20 protein-coding genes and 1 riboswitch are annotated in these 21,307 nt (G+C 69.9%); of the genes, 10 read left to right on the top strand and 10 right to left on the bottom strand.

Annotated features, from left to right (window positions below):
- Positions 1 to 686, bottom strand: a 686-nt coding sequence (locus tag VE172_RS18435) for a DUF8083 family protein (protein ID WP_324803428.1), incomplete at its 3' end; no start/stop codon positions are given.
- Between the two features lie 176 nt (positions 687 to 862).
- On the opposite strand from VE172_RS18435, the gene VE172_RS18430 reads away from it, so the two are divergent.
- The 3 genes from VE172_RS18430 (at position 863) to VE172_RS18420 (ending at position 2,767) form a co-directional block, all read left to right on the top strand.
- Positions 863 to 1,942, top strand: a complete 1,080-nt coding sequence (locus tag VE172_RS18430) for a Glu/Leu/Phe/Val family dehydrogenase (protein ID WP_324803427.1) — start codon at positions 863 to 865, stop codon at positions 1,940 to 1,942.
- 234 nt (positions 1,943 to 2,176) lie between these two features.
- Positions 2,177 to 2,389 carry a DUF3073 domain-containing protein gene (locus VE172_RS18425; RefSeq protein ID WP_324803426.1) on the top strand — a complete coding sequence of 71 codons (213 nt, stop codon included), beginning with the start codon at positions 2,177 to 2,179 and terminating at the stop codon, positions 2,387 to 2,389.
- A gap of 75 nt (positions 2,390 to 2,464) precedes the next feature.
- Positions 2,465 to 2,767, top strand: coding sequence for a hypothetical protein (locus tag VE172_RS18420; protein ID WP_324803425.1), 303 nt, complete (start codon positions 2,465 to 2,467; stop codon positions 2,765 to 2,767).
- On the opposite strand, the gene VE172_RS18415 is transcribed toward VE172_RS18420, so the two are convergent.
- The 5 genes from VE172_RS18415 to VE172_RS18395 all read right to left on the bottom strand — a co-directional run bounded on the left by VE172_RS18415 (position 2,744) and on the right by VE172_RS18395 (position 7,011).
- A complete protein-coding gene (locus VE172_RS18415; protein WP_324803424.1) occupies positions 2,744 to 3,199 on the bottom strand; it encodes a nucleoside deaminase in 456 nt (151 codons plus the stop codon). The two genes, VE172_RS18420 and VE172_RS18415, sit on opposite strands and share 24 nt — an antisense overlap.
- Complete coding sequence (locus VE172_RS18410) at positions 3,189 to 3,689, bottom strand: tRNA adenosine deaminase-associated protein (protein ID WP_414715118.1); 501 nt, start codon at positions 3,687 to 3,689, stop codon at positions 3,189 to 3,191. The genes VE172_RS18415 and VE172_RS18410 overlap by 11 nt, the downstream gene beginning before the upstream one ends.
- A gap of 93 nt (positions 3,690 to 3,782) precedes the next feature.
- Positions 3,783 to 4,265, bottom strand: a complete 483-nt coding sequence (locus VE172_RS18405; RefSeq protein WP_324803422.1) for a hypothetical protein — start codon at positions 4,263 to 4,265, stop codon at positions 3,783 to 3,785.
- 32 nt (positions 4,266 to 4,297) lie between these two features.
- Entirely contained in the window at positions 4,298 to 5,431 is a 1,134-nt protein-coding gene (locus VE172_RS18400) for a hypothetical protein (protein WP_324803421.1), read from the bottom strand.
- 182 nt (positions 5,432 to 5,613) lie between these two features.
- Positions 5,614 to 7,011: a PrsW family intramembrane metalloprotease gene (locus VE172_RS18395; protein WP_324803420.1), complete on the bottom strand. Its 1,398-nt coding sequence runs from the start codon at positions 7,009 to 7,011 to the stop codon at positions 5,614 to 5,616.
- Between the two features lie 110 nt (positions 7,012 to 7,121).
- Positions 7,122 to 7,239, top strand: a riboswitch (SAM riboswitch).
- 33 nt (positions 7,240 to 7,272) lie between these two features.
- On the opposite strand from VE172_RS18395, the gene VE172_RS18390 reads away from it, so the two are divergent.
- Positions 7,273 to 8,652, top strand: coding sequence for an aminotransferase class V-fold PLP-dependent enzyme (locus VE172_RS18390; RefSeq protein ID WP_324803419.1), 1,380 nt, complete (start codon positions 7,273 to 7,275; stop codon positions 8,650 to 8,652).
- A 53-nt stretch (positions 8,653 to 8,705) separates the two neighbouring features.
- Here VE172_RS18390 and VE172_RS18385 read toward each other — a convergent pair whose 3' ends face one another.
- Complete coding sequence (locus tag VE172_RS18385; protein WP_324803418.1) at positions 8,706 to 10,481, bottom strand: endonuclease/exonuclease/phosphatase family protein; 1,776 nt, start codon at positions 10,479 to 10,481, stop codon at positions 8,706 to 8,708.
- 188 nt (positions 10,482 to 10,669) lie between these two features.
- On the bottom strand, positions 10,670 to 12,862 hold the full coding sequence (locus VE172_RS18380) for a heavy metal translocating P-type ATPase (RefSeq protein ID WP_324803417.1): 2,193 nt from the start codon (positions 12,860 to 12,862) through the stop codon (positions 10,670 to 10,672).
- 144 nt (positions 12,863 to 13,006) lie between these two features.
- Here VE172_RS18380 and VE172_RS18375 point away from each other — a divergent pair, with 144 nt between their 5' ends.
- Genes VE172_RS18375 through VE172_RS18365 form a run of 3 tightly spaced genes read left to right on the top strand, consistent with a single transcriptional unit; the run spans position 13,007 to position 15,827 of the window.
- Complete coding sequence (locus VE172_RS18375; RefSeq protein ID WP_324803415.1) at positions 13,007 to 13,462, top strand: hypothetical protein; 456 nt, start codon at positions 13,007 to 13,009, stop codon at positions 13,460 to 13,462.
- Between the two features lie 60 nt (positions 13,463 to 13,522).
- Entirely contained in the window at positions 13,523 to 14,824 is a 1,302-nt protein-coding gene (locus tag VE172_RS18370) for an MFS transporter (RefSeq protein WP_324803414.1), read from the top strand.
- Between the two features lie 43 nt (positions 14,825 to 14,867).
- Positions 14,868 to 15,827 (top strand): peptidylprolyl isomerase, encoded by a 960-nt coding sequence (locus VE172_RS18365; RefSeq protein ID WP_324803413.1) that lies wholly within the window; start codon positions 14,868 to 14,870, stop codon positions 15,825 to 15,827.
- Here the strand turns inward: VE172_RS18365 and VE172_RS18360 are convergent.
- Positions 15,824 to 16,426: a hypothetical protein gene (locus VE172_RS18360; RefSeq protein WP_324803412.1), complete on the bottom strand. Its 603-nt coding sequence runs from the start codon at positions 16,424 to 16,426 to the stop codon at positions 15,824 to 15,826. The two genes, VE172_RS18365 and VE172_RS18360, sit on opposite strands and share 4 nt — an antisense overlap.
- A 311-nt stretch (positions 16,427 to 16,737) precedes the next feature.
- On the opposite strand from VE172_RS18360, the gene VE172_RS18355 reads away from it, so the two are divergent.
- The 3 genes from VE172_RS18355 to VE172_RS18345 all read left to right on the top strand — a co-directional run bounded on the left by VE172_RS18355 (position 16,738) and on the right by VE172_RS18345 (position 20,286).
- Positions 16,738 to 17,520: an SGNH/GDSL hydrolase family protein gene (locus tag VE172_RS18355; protein ID WP_324803411.1), complete on the top strand. Its 783-nt coding sequence runs from the start codon at positions 16,738 to 16,740 to the stop codon at positions 17,518 to 17,520.
- A gap of 130 nt (positions 17,521 to 17,650) precedes the next feature.
- A complete protein-coding gene (locus tag VE172_RS18350; RefSeq protein ID WP_324803410.1) occupies positions 17,651 to 18,760 on the top strand; it encodes a DUF4253 domain-containing protein in 1,110 nt (369 codons plus the stop codon).
- 299 nt (positions 18,761 to 19,059) lie between these two features.
- On the top strand, positions 19,060 to 20,286 hold the full coding sequence (locus tag VE172_RS18345) for an aminoacyl--tRNA ligase-related protein (protein WP_324803409.1): 1,227 nt from the start codon (positions 19,060 to 19,062) through the stop codon (positions 20,284 to 20,286).
- On the opposite strand, the gene VE172_RS18340 is transcribed toward VE172_RS18345, so the two are convergent.
- Positions 20,283 to 20,981: a permease prefix domain 1-containing protein gene (locus VE172_RS18340; RefSeq protein WP_324803408.1), complete on the bottom strand. Its 699-nt coding sequence runs from the start codon at positions 20,979 to 20,981 to the stop codon at positions 20,283 to 20,285. The genes VE172_RS18345 and VE172_RS18340 overlap by 4 nt on opposite strands.
- Positions 20,982 to 21,307 lie beyond the last annotated feature (326 nt).

The raw sequence follows: 21,307 nt of genomic DNA, 5'->3' as shown, positions 1-21,307 counted from the left end.
GCCCCGGAGAGCATCCGGACCAACCCGCCGTAATCGACCTCAACCGTCGAACGTGGGTGGAAAACGGAAAGCCACTCACAAAGTTGACGCACACCGACGGCCACGGGGTTGCTTCGACCCAACGAAGTTTGCAAAATTCCGTAGGCCTGGCGCCCGCGGCGGCGGGCCCGGGCCATCGATACCCGATATCGCAACACGCTTGATGGGGAGGGGTCCCGATCGTTGTCGTCAAGCAGCACGAACCAGCGCGCCGGGACGTGCCACGTCGCGATGTGTTCGTGCCAGGCCGGGGCGCCGTGGAGGTCGCCGCGGGCGTCCGGTCCCGGCCCGTGTTCCTGCTCGGCGGCGGCCACCAGCCTCGGGTGCAGGAACGCGTCCACCAGGTGCGGAGGCACCCGGTCGGCGGCCGAACGCACCGCCGCGGCGATCCGGGGGCCCAGGTGCCAGGGGCAGATCAGCGGCCCGTCCTCGCCGTCGATGACGTACGCCTCGTCGGGCAGCGAGGGCAGCCCGTCCCAGCCGACGGTCATGGCGTCGTAGAACAGTTCCCGCTGCAGGCCCGGCCCCGACTCCGCCGACGCGGCCCTGCCGTTGGCGGCGTATTCGCGCCAGTGCCGCTCGCGCTCATGGGAGAACGCCGCCAGGGGCTCGTAGACCCGGAGGTACGCGGCGAATGGAGTCTGCACGGCGCGATCCTCCCATGTTGACCACCGTGAACAAAAGCATCGAAATGCCTTCCCACATCGTGCCTGGTCCGGCGGGCGCCGATTGGGGCAAGGGCTAGTCTGACGTCGGCAACACCCCTGCCAACCGACAATAAAAGTCCCATAAGGACTGACACAAGGACGTGGAGCGGCACACCATGGGCGTATTCGAAGCCCCGAGCAACCTGACCGGTCACGAAGAGGTCGTCTTCTGCCAGGACAAGGCCAGCGGCCTGCGCGCCATCATCGCGATCTACTCGACCGCGCTGGGACCGGCGCTGGGCGGCACCCGGTTCTATCCCTACGCGAGCGAGGCCGACGCGATTCACGACGCGCTCGACCTGTCCAAGGGCATGGCGTACAAGAACGCTCTGGCCGGACTGGACCTCGGCGGCGGCAAGGCCGTGATCTGGGGCGACCCTGACACGGACAAGTCGGAGGCGCTGCTGCGCGCCTATGGACGATTCGTGGAATCGTTGGGCGGCAGATACATCACCGCCTGTGACGTCGGGACGTACGTCTCCGACATGGACATCGTGGCCAAGGAGTCGCGCCACGTCACCGGCCGCTCCGAGGAGAACGGCGGCGCCGGCGACTCGTCCGTGCTGACGGCCTTCGGCGTCTACAGCGGCATGCGCGCCGCCGCCGAACACAAGTGGGGCACGCCGAGCCTGAAGGGCCGCACCGTCGGCGTGGCGGGCATCGGCAAGGTGGGCCGCCACCTGGTCGGGCACCTGGTGGAGGACGGTGCCACCGTGGTGGCCACCGACATCTCCGAGCGGGCCCACGACTGGCTGAAGGAGAACCGCCCCGAGGCGTCCTTCGTGGGCTCCACCAAGGAGCTCATCGCCTCCGACATCGACGTGTACGCGCCGTGCGCGCTGGGCGGAGCCCTCAACGACGAGTCCGTGGGAATGCTGCGGGCGTCGGTCGTGGTGGGGGCGGCCAACAACCAGCTGGCCCACCCCGGCGTGGAGAAGCTGCTGGCCGAGCGCGGGATTCTCTACGCGCCGGACTACCTGGTCAACTCCGGCGGCGTCATCCAGGTCGCCGACGAGATCGGCGGCTTCAACTTCGCCCGGGCCAAGCGCCGGGCCTCGCACATCTTCGACATCACCCGCGACATCCTGCGCACCGCGGACACCGAGGCGATCCCGCCGGCGCTGGCCGCCGACCGCATCGCCGAGCGCCGGATGGCCGATTGCGGTCGGTTGCGGAGCATCTACCTGGCGCATTGACGCCCGCGGAGTATCGGGCCGGTGGAAACGTGGTCATTACCGCAATCACATCGGCCCGACGCAAAAATATGGGCGTTTTGTCGGTATATGTCCCGAAATTCGGGGCGATTTCGATGGTGGGCCGAGTGGGAATGCGCTAAGCCGCGCTGTACCGTAGGACCCACGATTGATGTCAACTGTTCCGGGGCGCCGTTACGGCGGCCCCGATGATTCTGTGCGAGGGGGTCGAGCCATATGGGGCGCGGCCGAGCTAAGGCGAAGCAGACGAAGGTGGCCCGGCGGTTGAAATACCATTCACCGGACACCGACCTGACGGCGCTGGAGCGCGAGCTTTCTGGCAGTGAAGCGGCGGACGAAGAGTACGAAGAGGAAGACCCGTACTCCGACTACGCACCCAAGGATGGCAAGGAGCCTCGCGAAGAGGACTGGCTCCCCAAAAAGCGGTGAGCCCCCGCGTCGCCACGGCTGGCGCGGGGTCCTTTGGCGGACACCAATTGTCGCGGTAGCGACTATGCTTCGCGTATGACCGATTCGACCTCGGACGCGCTCACCACTGATGAGCTGCGCGAAAAGGCCTTCGAGCTCGCGAAGCGGCGGCGCGATGTCGGATTCTTCTGGGACGTGCTGCGTCACCTGCCGCACGCCCCCGAGGCCGAAGAGGTGGACGGTTCCCTGGGTTCGGTGGGCGCGGCCATCGACAGCGCGCTGGAGCTGTGGCACGAGCTCAATGGACGCGAGGGGCACTACGGCGAGGCCGAACCCCTGCTGCGCGCCAAGTTCATCGACTACCTGAACCCGGCCTCAGCGACCGAAGAAGTCGCGTAGCAGCCGGGCGCTCTCCGCCTGGCGCACCCCGGGGTACACCTCGGGTCGATGCGTCAATCGCCGGTCCCGCACCACATCCCACAGCGAACCCACCGCTCCGGTCTTGGGCTCCCACGCCCCGAACACCACGGTGCCGACGCGCGCCAGGGTGATGGCCCCGGCGCACATGGTGCACGGTTCCACCGTCACCACCAGGGTGCAGCCGTCCAGGTGCCAACCGTCCCCGTGCCGACGCGCGGCGGCGCGCAACGCCAGGATCTCGGCGTGAGCGGTGGGATCCCCCGTGGCCTCGCGGGCATTGTGGGCCGCGGCCAGCTCCACCCCGGCCGCGTCCATTACGACGGCGCCGATGGGAATGTCCCGACCGGACTCCCCCGCCACCTCCAGCGCCCGGCCCATCCAGGCGGAGTGCCGTCGGTCGTCAGGCCTCATGGACCTCTTCGAGGACATCTCCGCAGCCGATGATGTTGGCGACCTCGGCGGTCACGTCCGTCGGGAGCATGCCGTCCTTGGCGCACAAGGCGATCAGGGTTTCGGGCGAGACCCCCAGATCGGACAGCAGGTCGGCCTCGCCGACCGGGTGGGCGTCCAGCTCGCTCGTGACGGGCGTGTCCAGTTCGGTGTTGTCGATGCCGGCCCGCACGTCGGTGTCGATGTCTCCCAACAGGACACCGCCGAGCCGGCTCTCGTCGGCGAATGGCGCGTCGGAGCCGAAGATCCGCGCGTCGTCGCCGTCGTCCAGTCGCACGATCACCAGGTACTCGTCGTCCGCCTCCACAAACAACAGTGAGATCTCGGCGTCGGGGTTGGCGTCGCGCAGGACATCGATGACCTCATCGATGTCCGAGGCCCCGTCCAGGTCGACCTCGGTGGCCTCCCAGGTGTCGTCGCTACGGGTGGCGGCGACCGCGAAATAGGACAATGTGTACTCCCGTAGAGGAAAGTTCTGGTAGGGACTCGTCAAGTCGGTGTCGACTTGACTACATGGGCTTCACAGGGTATGGCGCCCAAGGGGTCACCACAAGAGCCAGGAACCGTCGAGCGCATGCCATTCCACCACAGCGCCGACGACCGCGATCGCCGTCCCGGCCACCGCCGCGACCCCGCAGGCAGCGCCCCGGTCACCGTAACGCACCAGGACGAATGCGCCGGACGCCGCGAACAAGCCTGCGATCAGCATCACCCACAAGGTGGAACGCAGATCGCCCCCGAGGAAAAACGTGACGAACATCCACAGCAGGGTGACGCCCGCGCCGGCGAACACACCGCCCGGTGTGGACCGATGGGGTTCGCGGAAGGTGGGGCGCGCCAAGGCTTCGTCGATGGCGTGGCGCTGCGGGATCACGGGCTCCCGCAGGGCGGACGGCGGCACGTACGGGGCGCGCATCGCCGGATCGCGACGCGGCGTCGACGGCCCGGCCGGGCTGGCGGCCGGCCAATGGGTCGCCGGGGCGCTGGAGGCGCCGGGCACGGCCCAGCCGGGTGTCGAGTCACTCATGGCATACAGACTATGCGTACATCTTCAGGTCGTCACGTGTGGAACAGCGCGAATCCGCGCTGCTTGTGCTGCCCGCCATCGAAGGTGAGGAAGTCCCCGCCCACCGCGATGCTGCCGGAGCCGCTGGCGATGGCGCGCACGCCGACCACCGAGTCGGCGTCGGGGCTCCAGTCGGAGACGGTGCCGGAGGTGCCCACCGACAGCAGCTTGCCGCGGTCGGCGTACACGCCCTGGGTGCAGGCGCCGTGGGTGCCGACCTGGGTGCCCTTGCAGGCGCGCTCGAAGTGGCCTCCGGCGTACACCTGGCCGTCGCGTTCCTGCACGGCCACGACGTCGCCGTCGGTCATGCGGGTCCACTGCTCGGCGCCCGAGGAGCTCAGCGCCACCACCCGTCCGCCCGATCCTCCGGCCACCACGTAGACCCGGGAACCGACGACGTCGACGTCGTAGACCACCACGTTGAAGTCGGTGTGGAAGCCCGAGTCGACGGCACCGGTGTCGCGGTTGAGCGCCACCAGTTTGCGGACGGTCTTGCCGTTGACGGTGTTGAAGGTGCCCGACGCGTAGATGCGGGAGCCGGCGGCCTCGAGGTGGCGGACGCTGCCGTCGGACAGCTGCGGGGTGAAGCCGGAGACCAGGCCGCCGTGGACCAGGCCGACCGCCGCGGCGCGCCCGCGCGCCTCGCCGTTGACGGAGGTGAACGTCCCTCCCATGTAGAGCCGCTTGCCGGACACCGCCAGCGTGGAGGCGGGCGCGCTGAGGTTCACTCGGTAATCCGCGTCCAGGTCGCCGGTGCTCATGTTGAAGCGCGCCAGCCGATGCATGGGCTGTCCATCCACTTCGGAGAAACCTCCGGACACGTAGAGGTAGGTGCCGTCGCTGGCCAGCGCCGTGACCGGGCCGTTGAGTTCGGGGGCGAAGCCGCGCAGGTCGCCGTCGGTGTCCACGGCGGCGAGGTAGGAACGCTCCCGCCGATCGCCGTCCTTTGTGGTGGACTGGGTGAACCGGCCCCCGACGTAGTACACGCCGCCGGAATAGGCGATGGCCGTGACCGAGTCGCTGAAGCTCGCCGAGGCGGACGGGGTCTGGGTGAGAGCCGCGTTGGCGGGCATGGGGGTGAGCACGGCGAGCGCCACCGCCGCCAGCAACAGAATCAGGCGTTTCATGGTTGCCGATTGTGGCACCGCCCGCACCCGAAGTACGGGAGGCGCGCGTGGCGGCGGAACTCAGTAGGGGCGCGGGCTCCAGGCGCAGGAACCGCCCGGTGGTGCATTTACCCACCCGAGCTCAGTAGGGGCGCGGACTCCGGGCCCAGGAACCGCCCAGTGGTGCATTTGCCCACCCAAGCTCAGTAGGGGCGCGGACTCCAGGGCACTCCCGGCGGCGGCGGGGGCGGCGGAGCCGGGGCCACGATGATCGGCATCGGCATCACCGGGGCTGCGGGCGGGTTGACCTGGCGGACCGAGCCGTCGGGGAACTGGATCTGGTAGTAGCGGCCGTCCCACATGGCACGCGGCATGGCCGGGTCGGCGTTGGCGAACACCTCGCGGCAGGCGACGATCGCCTCCAGCAGGGCCTGCGCGCGGGCGCCGTCGTCCGGGTGGGACACGCCGCGGCGGTTGGCGTCGCGCAGCAGGGCCAACTGCGTGGCCAGGTGCTGGTAGTCGCGCATCGCCTTGATGCCGGCGTCGCCGGCGACCCGCCGGGCCCAGCGGCGCGCCGAGGTGCGGCGGCGATAGGTGGCCAGGGCGGCGATCTCGGGAGGCGAGAACCAGCCGGCGTCCACGTAGTCGGCCAGCACCGCCACGGCGAGCCGCGCCTCGGAGGCCCGCACCCACAGAGCACCGCCCACCGCGGAGAAGAAGATCGGCATCATCACCGACAGGTAGCCGGAGAAGTAGACGGCCGCCCCCATGGACGCCAGCAGGTTCCAGCTGGCGTGCAGCAGCATGGCCACCAGCAGCATCGCGATCGGCAGCAGCCAGCGGGCCGCCCGGCGCCGGGCGCGGCGCCGGGAGAAGCCCAGGCCGATGGCGGTCATCGAGGTGAACAGCGGGTGGGCGAAGGCGCTGAACAGGATGCGTCCGACGAAGGTGATCGTCACGAGCATCGCGCCGCCGGCCACGCCGCCGGAATGCGAGCCCTCGGCGTAGCCGCGCCCCAGGTAGAGGATGTTCTCCACCATGGCGAAGCCCACCGCCGACAGGCCACAGTAGAGCAGGGCGTCGACCATGCCGGTGAAGTGGCGGCGCCGGAACCAGAAGATCAGCAGCGGCCCCAGGGCCTTCATGCTCTCCTCGATCACCGGGGCCACGGTGGTGGCGGTGAACAGGTCCGCCCAGGTCTGGCCCTGCGGCGGCGCCCACGGCCAGTCGACCTTGCTGTACAGATACCCGCCCAGGGTGTTGACGCCCAGCGCGACGGACGTCGCGACGCAGGCCCCCCAGCCGAAGCAGAACACCAGGTACTTGGCGGGCTTGGGGTTGTAGCGCCCCAGCCACAGGAAGGCCGCGACCAGAAACGGCACCGGCAGGATCGCCGCCGACACCCCGATGATGGTGGCGCGCGGGCCCAGGCGATACCCGGTCGCCCACCACATCACCACGGCACCGGCCGCCAGCAGCACGATGATGCCCCCCATCACCAGGAATCGCCGCCAGGAGAACCCGTCCTGCGGGCTCACCTGTGGACGGCTCGCCTCGGGTTGAGGTGGCGAGGCCGGGCTGCCGGGCTGCACGCTCGTCATGGCCACAGCGTATCGACGCGCCCGTCGCCGCGCTCGACCGATCGGGGCCGACATCTCATTCACCGGTATCGGGTGGACGCGCCCGGCCGGGCCGGTTATTCTCGGCCCCAGGTCACGAGCGACAGTGCGAAGCCCCGGCTGGCTGTCCGGCAACCCAACTCCGCGTGGGGGTGCCCCGGGTGAGGACCGGGTCCGTGCGCCAATCCGCGTGCCGGACAAGCGCGGACCCCTCGCGGGTCCCCGAGACTCGCTGGAGGCCAGGTGTCCACGTCGACCCTGATCAATCGCCCGAATCCCACCCTGCCAGTCGTGCGCCGCGAGGCCGCGCTGGCGCCGCTGCGGCGTCCCCGCCGCGACCGCCGCCTCGAGGTGATCGAGGCCCCCGATGTGCCGCTCGTGGACGGGCGCCGGGTGCGTTACGCCAACTTCGACTACGCCGCCAGCGCCCCGGCCGTGCGGGCCGCCGCCGATGCCGTGGCCGAACTGCTGCCCCGCTACACCGCCGTCCACCGTGGAGCGGGCTGGCTGTCACGGGAATGTACCCGCTCCTACGAGCGGGCCCGCGCCCAGGTGGCGCGCTTCCTGGGCTGCCGCCCCGACGACCACGTCGTGTTCACCCGGCACACCACCGAGTCGATGAACCTGCTGGCGGGCGCGCTTCCGGAGGGCACCCGGGTGGTGGTGTTCGACTCCGAGCACCACGCGAACCTGCTTCCCTGGCGGGAGCCGATCCGGCTGCCGATCCCCGACTCCCCCGCCACCGCGGTGCGTTCCATCGTGGCGGCGCTGGAGGTGCTGGGGAGAGACAAGCCAGTGCTGGTCGCCATCACCGGCGCGTCCAATGTGACCGGTGAGCTGTTCCCGGTGGCCGAGATCTGCGTGGCCGCCCGCAGGTTCGGCGCCCGGGTGCTGTTGGACGCCGCGCAGCTGGCGCCCCACCGCCCCGTCGACATCGCCGCCCTCGGCGTGGACTACGTGGCGTTCTCGGGCCACAAGCTGTACGCGCCGTTCGGCGCCGGTGTGCTGGCCGGGCGCGGCGACTGGCTGGACGCCGCCGCACCGCACCTGTCCGGCGGCGGCGCCACCGCCGAGGTGGGCGACGCGACCTGCGACATCGCGTGGAAGCGGGGCCCGGCGCGGCACGAGGCCGGCAGCCCCAACGTGCTGGGGGCCGTGGCGCTGGGCGCCGTGTGCGAGGCGCTGAACGGCGAGGTGTGGGAGGCGCTGGTGGCGCGCGAGGAGGCGCTGCGCGAGCGGCTGGCGCGCGGCCTGGCGGGTATCGACGGCGTCGCCCGGCTGCGGCTGTTCTCCCCCGGCGCGGCGAGCGTCGGCACCGTCGCCTTCGTCATCGAGGGCCTGAACTCCGGCGTGGCCGCCGCCGCGCTGTCGGCCGAGTACGGCATCGGCGTGCGCGACGGGTTGTTCTGCGCGCATCCCCTGACCCGCAGGCTGCTGCTGGATTCGCGGGCGAATGTGGACGGTCAGGCGCTGCGGGCCAGCGTGGGGCTCGGCACCACCACCGCCGACGTCGACCGGCTCGTCGAGGCGGTGGCCCGGCTGGCCGCCGACGGACCGGCCGTGGAGTACGCGGTCGTGGACGGCCGCCACGCCCCCGTGGACGACCCGCGCGAGTCCTACTAAAAGGAATGGGCCGCAAGGAGAATCTCTCCCTGCGGCCCATCGGTTCGAGGGTCTTACAGCGTCATGGTCACCAGGCTCGGGTCGTGGTCCGAGGCCTGGTCGTAGAACTCGGAGTTGACGTGCACCACGTCGAGCGAGGCGGCGTCGGCGAGGTTTCCGGACGTGAGGATCTGGTCCAGCACCTGCGAGTTGCCGCCGTACACGTAGCTGTAGCGCTCCGCCTCGTCGAGCGAGTCGTAGGCGCTCTTCAGCACGCCGCCGTCGGTCAGCTTGCCCACCGTGTCGGAGAACTCGAAGTCGTTCATGTCTCCGAGCACGATCACGTTGGCGTCCTTGACGGTGTCCTCGGTCTTCTTGACGAAGTCGTGGATCAGGGTGGCCTGCTTGTGGCGCTGGTCCTCGCTGGAGTTCGTCGGCGGCTGGTAGCGGCCCATCAGCGGGTCGTCGCCGCCCTTGCTGTTGAGGTGGTTGCCCACCACGATCAGCTTCTTGCCGTTGAAGGTGAACTCGCCGGCCAGCGGCTTGCGGGAGTCCTTCCACGCGTCCTCGGTCGGCGCGATCCGGCCCGGCGACAGGGTGAGGCCGTCGGCGTTGACGTCGACGGGCGTCGTGGCGTCGCCGCCCTTCTTGTCGGTGAACTTCACCCGGTCGGGGTTGAACAGGAATGCCGACCGGATGTTTCCGCCCGGCTCGCCGCCGTCGGCGTCGTTCTCCGGGTCGATCTCGCGGTACTCATAGGTTGGTCCGCCGGCGGCCTTGACCGCGGCCACCAGCTTGTCCAGGGTCTTGTCGGCCGCGACGGTGCCGTCGTCGGTCGCGCCGTTGTTGTCCTGGATCTCTTCCAGCCCAACGATGTCCGGCGAGGCCAGGTTCTTGGCGATGTTCTCGCCGTGCCGGTCGAAGGCCGCCTGGTCGTCGCCCGGGTCGAGGTTCTCCACGTTGTACGTCGACACCGCGAGCTTGTCGCCCTGCGGCTTGGCGGTCTCGGGCTTCAGGCCGCCGCTGGTGACGTCCGGGGCCTTGAGCGCCTCGAGCTTGTAGTCGCCGAAGCTGTAGTCCAGTACGCCGGAGACGTCGCCCTTCAGGGTGTCGCCGACGTTGGCGTTGGGCATCTTGGCCAGCCCGTCGTCCAGCGTGACGCGCTCGGTGTTCGGGTCGTCCTTGGTGTACTTGACGCCGCCGCGCTTGGTGCGCAGGTCGCCCTTGTTGCCGGGCAGCACGGTGATCTCGCCGTTGGACGTGGTCGGTCCGACCACGCCGGAGTCGGTCACCTTGACCAGCATGCCCTCCATCGACTCGTAGAAGTCCAGGGCATTGGACTTCGGGTCGAAGGCGGCCTTCTCGACGTCGCCGGGGCTGTCGGAGCGGATCTTGTCGGGGGCCTCGCGCCCGCCCGGGCCGATCAGCGTCGCGTCGGGCACCTTGCCGGTGCCGTCCTTGGTCACCTTGGGGGTGGTGATCTCGGTGGTGGACAGGTTGTTGGCGGCGTTGCCGGGGCGGTACTCGTCCACCTTGCCCGACACCTTCACCGCGTCGCCGGCCTTGGCGTCGGGGGCGGCGTTGGCGTAGACGTAGATGCCGTCGCTGGTGGCGTCGTTGTCGTCGGGCTCGGCGCTTTGCATCCAGAAACCCTTGGGGCCGACGGCTGTCACGATGCCGGGAATGTCCGTGACGTCCTGGCCCGCTACGGGGGACACGTGGGCGGAGCCCTGGATGTCGGCGATTGATTTGGCGTCATCCGCCATGGCTACATTGGCCGCCAGCAGCGGGAGCCCGATGGCCCCGACGGCCGCCGCGGCCAGCAGCGCACGCTTAGTAGGGGGTCGCATATATAAATCTCTCCAAGTGGGGGTCGGTTTCCCCTTCCTATCCGATGTAGTGCGGGCAAAGCAATACCGGGACGGGAACAATTCGCCGACTTCAATGTGAACGGCGGGAGATTTATGGAGGATTTGAAGACGGACATACCGATTCCGCGCCCACGTGATCACTGTGGGCGCGGAATCGGTATGAGTCCCTAGTGGAAGCGGCGCAGGCGCAGGCTGTTGCCCACCACGAAGACCGAGGAGAAGGCCATGGCCGCCCCGGCGATCATCGGCGACAGCAGGCCGAAGGCCGCCAGCGGCAGCGCCGCGACGTTGTAGGCGAAGGCCCAGAACAGGTTTCCCTTGATGGTGCGCAGCATGCGGCGCGACAGGCGGATCGCGTCGACGGCCGCGCTCAGGTCGCCGCGCACCAGGGTGAGGTCGGACGCCTCGATGGCGACGTCGGTGCCGGTACCCATGGCGATGCCCAGGTCGCTGGCGGCCAGGGCGGCGGCGTCGTTGACGCCGTCGCCGACCATGGCGACCCGGTGCCCGGAGTCCTGAAGGGACTTGACGACCTCCACCTTGTCCTGGGGCAGCACCTCGGCGTGCACGGCGTCGATGCCGACCTCGGCGGCCACGGCGTGCGCCACGGTGGCGTTGTCGCCCGTGAGCAGCACGGGGGTGAGGCCGAGCTTTCGCAGGCTCGACACGGCCTCGCGGCTGGTGGGTTTCACCTGGTCGGCGACGGTGAGCAGCCCGACGGTCGCGCCGTCGACGGCGACGGGAACCACGGTGCGGCCCCGCTTCTCGGCCGCCTCGGCTTGGGCGGACAGTCCCGCGCCAGAGTCGAGAATCGTTGTGGCGTCGGCATCAGTCGCCGCGCCAGAGTCGGGGAGCGCCTTGGTGTTGACATCGGCGAGGCGCCCGACGGCCACGGCGCGGCCGTCCACTGTGCCCGTCACGCCGCGTCCGGGAACGTTGTCGAAGTCGGTGACCTGCGGCAGGGTCCCCAGCCGCTCGGTAGCGGCGGCGGCGATGGCGCGGGCGATCGGGTGCTCGCTGGCGGCCTCCAGCGATCCCGCCAGCCGCAACACCTCCGACTCGGCGAAGCCGTCGGCGGCGAACACCTCGTCCAGGCCCATCCTGCCGGTGGTGACGGTGCCGGTCTTGTCCAGCACGATGGTGTCGACGTCGCGAGTGGACTCCAGCGCCTGCGGGCCGCCCACCAGGATGCCGAGCTGGGCGCCGCGCCCGGTGCCCACCATGAGCGCGGTCGGCGTCGCCAGTCCGAGGGCGCAGGGGCAGGCGATGATCAGCACCGCCACAGCGGCGGTGAAGGCCGCGGACGGGCCCTGCCCGAGCGCGAACCACGCCGCCAGCGTCAGCAGCGAGATCCCGATCACCGCCGGGACGAACACGCCGGAGATCCGGTCGGCGAGCCGCTGCACCCTGGCCTTGCCCGCCTGCGCGGCCTCCACCAGCCGCGCCATCTGGGCCAGCTGGGTGTCGGCGCCCACCCGGGTGGCCCGCACCACGAGCCGCCCTCCGGAGTTGATGGTGGCGCCGATGACCGCGTCGCCCGCCGTCACCTCCACGGGAACGGACTCGCCGGTGACCATGCCCTCGTCCACCGCCGACCGTCCGCTGACGACCTCGCCGTCGGTGGCGATCTTCTCCCCCGGGCGCACCACGAACTCGTCGCCCACCACCAGCGCCGCGATCGGCACCTCGACCTCGACGCCGTCGCGCAGCGCCCGGGCGTGCTTGGCGCCCAGGTTGAGCAGGGCCCGCAGCGCGCTTCCCGCCTTCTTCTTGGAGCGGTGCTCGAAGAGGCGGCCCAACAGGATGAACGCGGTGACCCCGGCGGCGGCCTCCAGGTACATGTGCGAGTCGCCGAAGAACAGCGCCCACAGCGACCACGCGAAGGCGGCGACGGTTCCCAGCGACACCAGGGTGTCCATGGTCGCCGCGCCGTGCCGCAGGTTGATGGCCGCGGCCTTGTGGAAGGGCCAGCCGCCGTAGACCACCACCGGGGTGGCCAACACCAGCGACGTCCATTCCCAACCGGGGTACCGCAACGCCGGCACCATTCCCAGGGCGATCACCGGGGCGGCCAGCACCAGCGACAGGACGGTGCGCAGCCACAGCGCGCGCCCCTCGGCGTCGGCCTCGTCGGCCTCGCGCCGCGCGGGGGCGGCGGTGTAGCCGGTCTTCTCCACCACGGCGATCAGCGCGTCGGCCGCGATGCCGTCGCCGACGGTCGCGGTGGCCTTCTCGGTGGCGAAGTTGACCGTGGCGGTCACGCCGTCCATCCGGTTGAGCTTCTTCTCGACGCGGTTGGCGCAGGACGCGCAGGTCATGCCGCCGATGTCGAGCTCGATGACGGTGGAAGTGGTTTTCATCGGATACCTCGTCAGTCAGTGTGCTCCCGCGGTGGCGGGCGCCGCCAACTTTATACCCCCTAGGGGTATTTTGCCAAGCCCGCGGCCCGTCCCGGAAATCGGAAAATCGGCCAACGCGGCCGATTCGCCCGGCACCATGACCCCATGACGTACGAGCAGCGCAATCCTCAGACGGGACTGCTCATCGGCCTGGTGGTGGGCGGGGTGGTGCTGCTGTCGCTCATCGGGCTGGGCGTCATCCTGATCGCCAGCTCCGGGGACAACGGCAGCGTGGCCGCCGTCGCCGGATCGGGGGGCGGCGGGTACCGCGAGCCGCGGACCGAGGGCTCGGGCACCTCGCCGTCCATCAATCCCGACGCGGCGATGACCGGCGACGGCATGTTCCTCATCGGCGAGGACATCGACCCGGGCGAGTACGCGACGAGGGTGCCGAAGAGCTCGGGGCTGTGTTACTGGGAGCGGCTCAAGGGCACCAACGGGGACTTCGACGACATCATCGCCAACGGCACCGCCAGCCCGGGGGAAAAGGTGCGGGTGACCGTCGAGAAGTCCGACCGGGCGTTCAGTACCACCGGGTGCGGATCCTGGGATAAAACCTGACAAGCCGTTAGAGTTTCTGCGGTGCAGGGAACCGTAGCTCGCCACCACACCGAGGGGCACGTGCGTGCCATTCTCGGACGCAAGGACTTCCGGCGGCTGCTGGTCTCCCGTGTCACCAGCCAGCTCGCCGACGGGTACTTCCAGGCGGGCCTGGCCGTCAGCGTCTTCTTCGACCCCACCAAGCGGGTCCAGCCGCTGTCCTACGCGATCGGCTTCGCGATCCTGGTGGCGCCGTATTCGATCCTCGGGCCGTACGTCGGGGTGTTCCTGGACCGGTGGAGCCGCCGCAACATCCTCGCGGTGTCGAACCTGGTGCGGTCGGTGCTGGTGCTGCCCGCCGCGCTGCTCATCCTGCTGGATGGTCCGGTGTGGACATACGGGATCTTCGCGCTGGGCATCATGACGATCAACCGCTTCGTGCTGGCGGGGCTGTCGGCGGCGCAGCCACACGTGGTGGAGCCCGCACACCTCGTCACCGCCAACTCCTTCGCCACGACCGCCGGGACGGTGTTCTACGGGACCGGACTCGGATCATCCTATGTGGTTATCCTGCTGATCAAGCACCTGGACCTCGGCGGCGGGTCGCTACGGTACGCCGTCACCGCGCTGGTGGCGCTTCCGCTGTACGCGATCTCGGCGGCGGTGGCGTGGCGCTCGTTCCGGGTGGAACAGCTCGGCCCCGACGAGACCGAACGCGCCGGAGGCCGGGTGATCCAGGCGCTCGTCGACACCACCCGGGGCATGATCGCCGGGTTCAGGCACCTGTGGCAGCGGCGGGGCGCCGCCTACTCCATGACCGTCCAGGCCGGGCACCGCGCGCTGTACGGGGTGCTGGCGGTGTACACGCTGGCGATCTTCCGGGGCCACTTCCACAACCCGCGCATCACCGACTTCGCCGACACCCTCGCCTGGCTGGCGGGCATCGCCACCGCGGGGCAGGCCGGGTCCTTCCTGGCGGCGCTCGTCACGCCGTGGCTCACCCGCCGGATCGGGCCGCAGCGGTGGGTGAGCGCCCTGCTGGTGCTCGTGACCCTCACCGTCGCCTCGCTCGGGTTCAATGTGGAGCAGTACATGTTCGTGGCGGGCACCTTCGCCATCAACATCGTGTCGCAGAGCATCAAGATCGTCACCGACACCTCGCTGCAGTCCAGTTGCGAGGACGAGTACCGGGGGCGGCTGTTCAGCCTCAACGACACCGTCTTCAACTTCGCGTTCATCGTCGGCATGTTCGTCGGCGCCTCCGTGCTGCCCGCCGACGGCCGCGCCACGTGGCTGCTGTTCGCCACCACCGCGGGATACGTCCTGCTGACCGGCTGGTACGTGGTGGCCGGAACCCGTTATCCCCCATACCGACTGCGATAGGGCGGCTGCGGACGTTCACCGTCGGCGAATACCATCGGTCGGCATGGAAGGCAAGCCCCCCGCTGACCCGCCACCCTCCGAACCGGACGTTCGCGCCGCGACCCCCGACGAGGACCCTCCCCGTGCCTCGCCGTCCGACGCCGACGACCCCTACGGCCCCGAACCCGCCTGGTTGCAGGGCGGCAGCGGGCGACGCAGCCTGTGGGGCATCGGCCTGACCCTGGTGCTGCTGATCGGCGTGGGGGCGGTGGGCTGGTGGCTGTTCGCCCCCGACGGATCCGCCGCGTCCCAGGACAAGCCCGGCCACGGCAAGGCCTGCCAGCTCACCGCGCACGACGACTCCGCGTCCGTGCCGCAGCCCGACAAGCTGGGCTCGGCACCCGATCGCCAGACCGCCACCGTGGAGACCAACTTCGGCACCGTCACCGTGCTGCTGTTCGGCGACGTGTCGCCGTGCGGCGTCAGCGGCTTCGCATACCTTGCCAAGCAAGGCTTCTACAAGAACAACTCGTGCTACCGGATCACCACCCGCCAGGAGGACCCGACGGTGACGCTGCGCTGCGGCGACCCCACCGGCACCGGCAAGGGCGGCCCCGGATTCCGCTACCGCGCCGAGGACGCCTTCAACGGGCGCTCCGGGCGCGACTACGTGGCGCTGATCAACAACAGCACCGGCCAGGCGGGCAGCGCCTTCGCGTTCATCCGCGGCGAGTCCAAACCCACGGCGTACCTGTCGGTGATCGGCGAGGTGATCGCCGGGCACGAGGTGCTGGACCAGATCGGCGCGGCGATGGGCAACACCGAGTACGACGACAAGCCGCCAGTGCCCGTGACGATCAGCAAGATCACGTTCTCCAAGGGCACGGTCACCATGCCGCCCAGCGATTCCGGCACCGGCACCGTCCCCGGCGGCACCGGCTCCACCAACGGCGGCTCCGGGCAGCCCGGCTCGCCGAGCGTCCCGCCGACCTCGGCGGGCTCGGGTTCGGTTTCGGGACTTTAGTTGTCGGGACGGCCCCACTGCGGCGGGTGGTCGCGCTGCGCCGGCGGGGTCCAGTCGGCGTCGTTGCCGCCCATCGAGGCCTGGCCGTTGTGCTGCTGCTCCGAGGGCTTCACCGCCTGCGGGGGCGCGAAGAACGCGGTGACGGAGGCGCCGAACAGGCACACCAGCGCCACCAGACCGGCCGCGACCGCCGCGAAGGCGAGCAGGGCGTCCAGCCACAGGAGCAGAGCACCACTATGGACGGTGTCGCCGGGCTTGGCCAGCAGGCCGTAGATCAGGTAGAAGATCGCGGCCGCCGCGGCGGTTCCGCGCGCGACGCGCAGCACCCATTTCCATCCCTTGATGACACCCCGGGCGATGAACGCCAGGTACGCCGCGATCACCGCGTTGAGCACCAGCATCACCATGCCGGGGATGTCGATGAGGAAGCCGGCGCCGGCGGTGCCGGAGACCGCCAGATGCAGCAGGCCCGCCAGCAGGGCCAGGCCCGCGCCGACCAGCAGGGCCAGGCCCGCTACGCGGACCCGAGGGGGGCGTTGGCGCTCCTCGATGAAGGTCTCGATCGGCGCCGTGTCGGGCCAGGCGTTGTCGTCTTGCATACCGTTATGGGTCCTTCGCCTTGAGTCGCTTCGTCTTTGCCGCCGCTGCGCGGCGATACGTCAATACTGCGGGGTGCGCCACACCCGGCGCAACGGCCCCGGCGCTTGGGAACTCAATCGACGGTGCGCCGAGATCAATCCGTTATCTTCGGGGCGCATCGTGGCTGGTGTGCGCCGCCTGGCCCGTCGGACGGCACGTGCCCGTCCGGTTACGTCCGGTAAGACACACTCCGAGTCCGATGCGGTGGGGCGCCGTCACTGGCACTGTTGTTATTCCCCCACATACCGCAGTGGGCAGGAGGCTTTGGTAGATGTCGGCGCGATACCACGGCTACGTGGCCCTGGGAGACAGCTTCACCGAGGGCATGAACGACCGCCGAGCCGATGGCGGCTTTCGGGGCTGGGCGGATCTCACCGCCCGGCGGCTGGCCGAGACCAATCCGGGATTGACATACGCGAATCTCGCCGTGCGCGGCAAGCTGTTCGACGCCGTGGTCGACGAGCAGGTGCCGCAGGCGCTGCGGCTGCGGCCCGATCTGGTCAGCTTCATCGCCGGCGGCAACGACGCGCTGCGCCCCGGCTTCCAGCCGGAGCGGCTGTCCGGCCGCCTCAACGAGGTGGCGCGGGTGCTGACCGCCTCGGGCGCGAAGGTGCTGCTGTGCACCGTGCCCACGGTGCCGCCCCGGATGCCCGCCTCCCGGCTGCTGACCAAGCGGATGCTGGCCCTCAACGCGATCATCCGGACGGTGGCGCGGCGCCACGGCGCGACCGTGGTGGAGCTGTACGGGGACGAGATCTTCCAAGATACTCGACTGTGGAGCGAAGACCGGGTCCACATGTCCGCCCTCGGCCACCGCCGGGTCGCCGAGCACTGCTGCGAGACCCTCGAGATCCCCCCCGACCCCTGCTGGAGACTCACCCTGCCCACCGCCGAGCCCCCGGGATGGCTCACCCGCCGCCGCGAGGACGTCGCCTGGGCCAAGGCCCACATGGCGCCGTGGGTGCGCCGCCGTCTGGCCGGAAAGTCAAGCGGCGACGCCGTTTCCGCCAAGCGCCCCAAGCTCACCCCCATCGGCGAGATCAGGCCCTCGTAGTGTTCAAGCTGATCTGCGTCATGGTGATGATCCTGATCGCGGCGTGGGCCTTCGGATTGTTCGTACAAAAGAAACGCAAGGGCTGAGTCGCCTTGCTAAAAGTCGTACCGAGGCGGCATTATTTACAGCCGTGGGACTTCTGCAGAAACTTCTGGGACGTCGGTCGGAGGACAGCGGCGATGAGACGGCCGCCGCGCCCGCGGCACCGTCCACAACCGAGCCGCCCACATCCGAACCCGACGACGAGCCACAGCAGACCTCTGGTGTGCTGGGCGATGCCGCGCCGCTGCCCGACACGGCGGAACCGGTAGCGTCGGTACCGGCGCAGACCACCACGGTCCCCATAGACATCACCGAAACCACCGAGACCCCCGAGCCCACGGTGGACGAGGAAGCGGAGTCCACCACGTCCGTCGAACCCGTCAGCGACTATTTCCTGCCCGAGCGGCCGCGCCGCGAGCTGCTGGACCTGGAGCCGCCGCCCCAGCCCGAGCCCGAGCCCGACGCGTCGGCCACCTCGCTGCCGCTGGACGTGTCGGGCTCACCCCGCGCGGCGCTGCGCAACTGCGGGGTGACGGTGCCCCACATGCAGCAGATCGTGCAGCGCGGGGATGTTCGCCTGTGGGCGTTCGGGGTGCGCGGCGACGAGGCACTGGGCTGGTGGCTGCAGATCCGCCAGGTGCACGAGAAGACCGGGTGGCTGCCCGTCCTGTTGGGACCGGCGGACGACTGGCTGGACAACGGCGAGGGCGTGCTGCACGAGGGCGACGACGAGCTGGAGCGGATGTCCGAAATCGACGCCGAGACGCTGCTGCACGACAAGGGCGCCGAGGCGGGCGAGCCGCCCCGCGGCGTGCCGATCCTGCCCACCCGCGGCGACTCCGACTTCGCCGTCCCCAAGGCCGACGGCCTGCTGGGCCTCGTCGAGGCTGAGCACAGCTGGCAGATCCCCGCGCTGCTGCCCTGGAAGGGCTCCACGAACTGGGAGCTGTACGGCGCCGAGCACGCCAGCGTCCTGCGGCGCTGGCACGAGCGCAACGAGGTGGAGCTGGTCTCGATGACCTGGGACATCCTCGAGCTGTACGTGCCCAATCCGCCCACATCGGATGATGACGTTCTCGAGGTGGCCCAAGAGGTGTACGCGTACTGCCCCGACCTGCTCGCCGCGGGCGTCCCCACACTGGACGACCTCGCCGTCCACATGGTCCGCTCCCGGGCCTGGTATTTCCGCTGGACCTAAGGCCAACGCACTGGCGTCGGGCCGCGGCGGTGCGCTATGGTGGCCGCACGTACCCGTGACGTACCGATGTGAGGCATCATGACCGGCGAGATCACCACCGCGTTCCGCGGCGCGTTCGCCTGCCCCGCTCCGTCACCGCGACCGCTCGGGCGACCGCGCCGCTGAGGCCGCGCCCGGTCGCTTTCCCGTTCCAGCGCCCCTGAGGGCCGCTGTCTCCGCGTGCCCGCGAAGGGGCTGCGGGCATCTCGTCATCCACTGAGCTCGGTGGTGTCCCCGCCGTGCCCCGCGAAAGGTCCATCATGCTGTCTCGACAATCTGTCCTATTTAGTCGGACGCGCCGCCAGGCGCCCGCCGACGAACCCAGCCGCAACGCCGCCCTGCTGGAGCAGGCGGGGTACATCGCGAAGCTGTCGGCCGGGGTCTACTCCATGCTGCCCCTCGGCCTGCGCGTACTGCGCAATGTGGAGCGCGTGATCCGTCAGGAGATGGACGCCATCGGCGGCCAGGAGGTCCTGATGCCCGTGCTGCAGCCCGCCGCGAACTGGGAGACCACCGGCCGCGACGCCATGGACGTCCTGTTTCGCACCAAGAACGACCGCGTCGTGCTGGGCGCCTCCGCCGAGGAGGTCGTCACGCCCCTGCTGGCCGCGCACGCCACCTCCTACCGCGACCTGCCCGTCGCGGCGTACCAGATCCAGACCAAGTTCCGCGACGAACCCCGCGCCAAGTCGGGCCTGCTGCGCTGCCGCGAATTCGGAATGAAGGACATGTACTCCTTCCACGCCGACGAAGCCGACTTCCAGGAGTTCTACGCCCGCGCCAAGGCGGCCTACCTCAGGGTCTTCGACCGCTGCGGGCTCGGCGAGGTCACCTACTTCACGCAGGCCTCGGGCGGCGACTTCTGCGACGTCTCCGACGAGTTCCAGGCGCTCACCGAGTACGGCGAGGACACCATCTACATCGACGGCGACACGGGCGAGGCCGTCAACAGGGAGATCATCGACGCCTACCCCGCCGAGCGCGTGGCGGGCATGGAGGTCCGCAAGGGCATCGAGGTGGGCAACATTTTTCCCTTGGGCTCCAGGTATTCCGACGCCTTCGGACTCCGGCTGCCTGACGCCTGCGGCGTGCGGCAGTCGGTCCTGATGGGTTGCTACGGCATCGGCACCACGCGCCTGATCGGAGCGATCGTCGAGGTGCTGGCGCGCGGGTCGTCCATGGTGTGGCCCGCCGAACTGGCCCCCTTCGGCGCCCACGTGCTGTGCCTGTCGCACCGTGCCGAGGCCCGCGAGCTGTCGAACCGCGTGGCGTCCATGTTGGAGGAAAGCGGCATCGACGTGCTGCTGGACGACCGCGACACCACCGCGGGCGCCAAGCTCGCCGACGCCGACCTCATCGGCATCGGCCACCGCGTCGTGCTCGGCAACCACACCCTGGACACGGGCAAGGCCGAATACACCAACCGCCACACCAAGGAGGTCACCACACTGGACGTCGCGGACCTGGCGGCGGTGCTGGCCGCCTAGAGCGCCAGCCGCTCCACCCGTTGCGCCACGGCGAGGCACCGCATCGCCAGCCACACCGCGTACGCCGTGGCCACGGGGTAGATCATGTTGCTGGCGATGTCCATGAATCTCCACGAACCCGCGGGCTCGGGATCGTGATACATGGCGGTCAGGGCGATCCCCGTGACGATGTGGAACACCACCACGACCATCAACCCCACGCCGACGGCGCGCGCCACGGTCCCCCGAAACGTGGTCCACCGCGCCTGCAACCCGACCGACAGGATCAACACCACCGCCACGATGCTGTTGCCCCACCCCACCCAGTCCACGATCCGCGACAGCAGGAACGCGAACTCCCGCGGGTGGACGTGCGGGGCCGGCGAATGCGACCACATGACGCGCGTGAAGACCTCGCTGACGGGCCCGAACGCGGCCACGAACGCCAGCGCGGTGAACGTCTGCCGCGCCGCCAGCTCCGCCTGATACTCCCCCGCCACCTCGGCGGGCTCCCCGAACTCGGCGACCGCCCTCCGCGCGGCCTCCCCCTCGCTGAGGCCCTCGTCCCGATACGCCTCCGCACAATCGATCAACCCGTGCCGCGCCTCCCGCAACAGGTCCTTCTTGACCCGCCACGGCCCCGACAACTCCGCGCCGAGCAGCGCGATGTGACGGGCGATGGGGTCCTGCGACACCGGACGCGTCCGAGTCAACACGGCGCTGCCTCCTCCAGGCGGGTCTACGGGCTCCTGTGTCATGGATACCAGGCGGATTCGGTGTCGGCATCGGTGAAATGCCCTGAACTCCGCGGGCACGAGAAACCCCCGCGGACTCGGGATCCGCGGGGGTTTGGGGGGTGCGGGTGTTGCTTAGTTGCCGGACTTGTCGCCCAGGCCGTGGCTTCCGTCGCCCTCGGTGCTGGTGTAGACGCCGTCGACGGTGCCGTCCTCGTTGGTGTCGACCTCGACGGTGTCGGCGTTGCCGTCGCCGTCGGTGTCCAGGACCTCGGTGTCGGCCTTGCCGTCGTAGTCGGTGTCGGCGA

It is taken from the genome of Stackebrandtia sp. (genome assembly GCF_035643755.1).
Lineage (GTDB): Bacteria > Actinomycetota > Actinomycetes > Mycobacteriales > Micromonosporaceae > Stackebrandtia.
The sequence above is the reverse complement of the archived record's forward strand: the minus strand, read 5'-3'. Positions and strand labels throughout refer to the sequence as shown.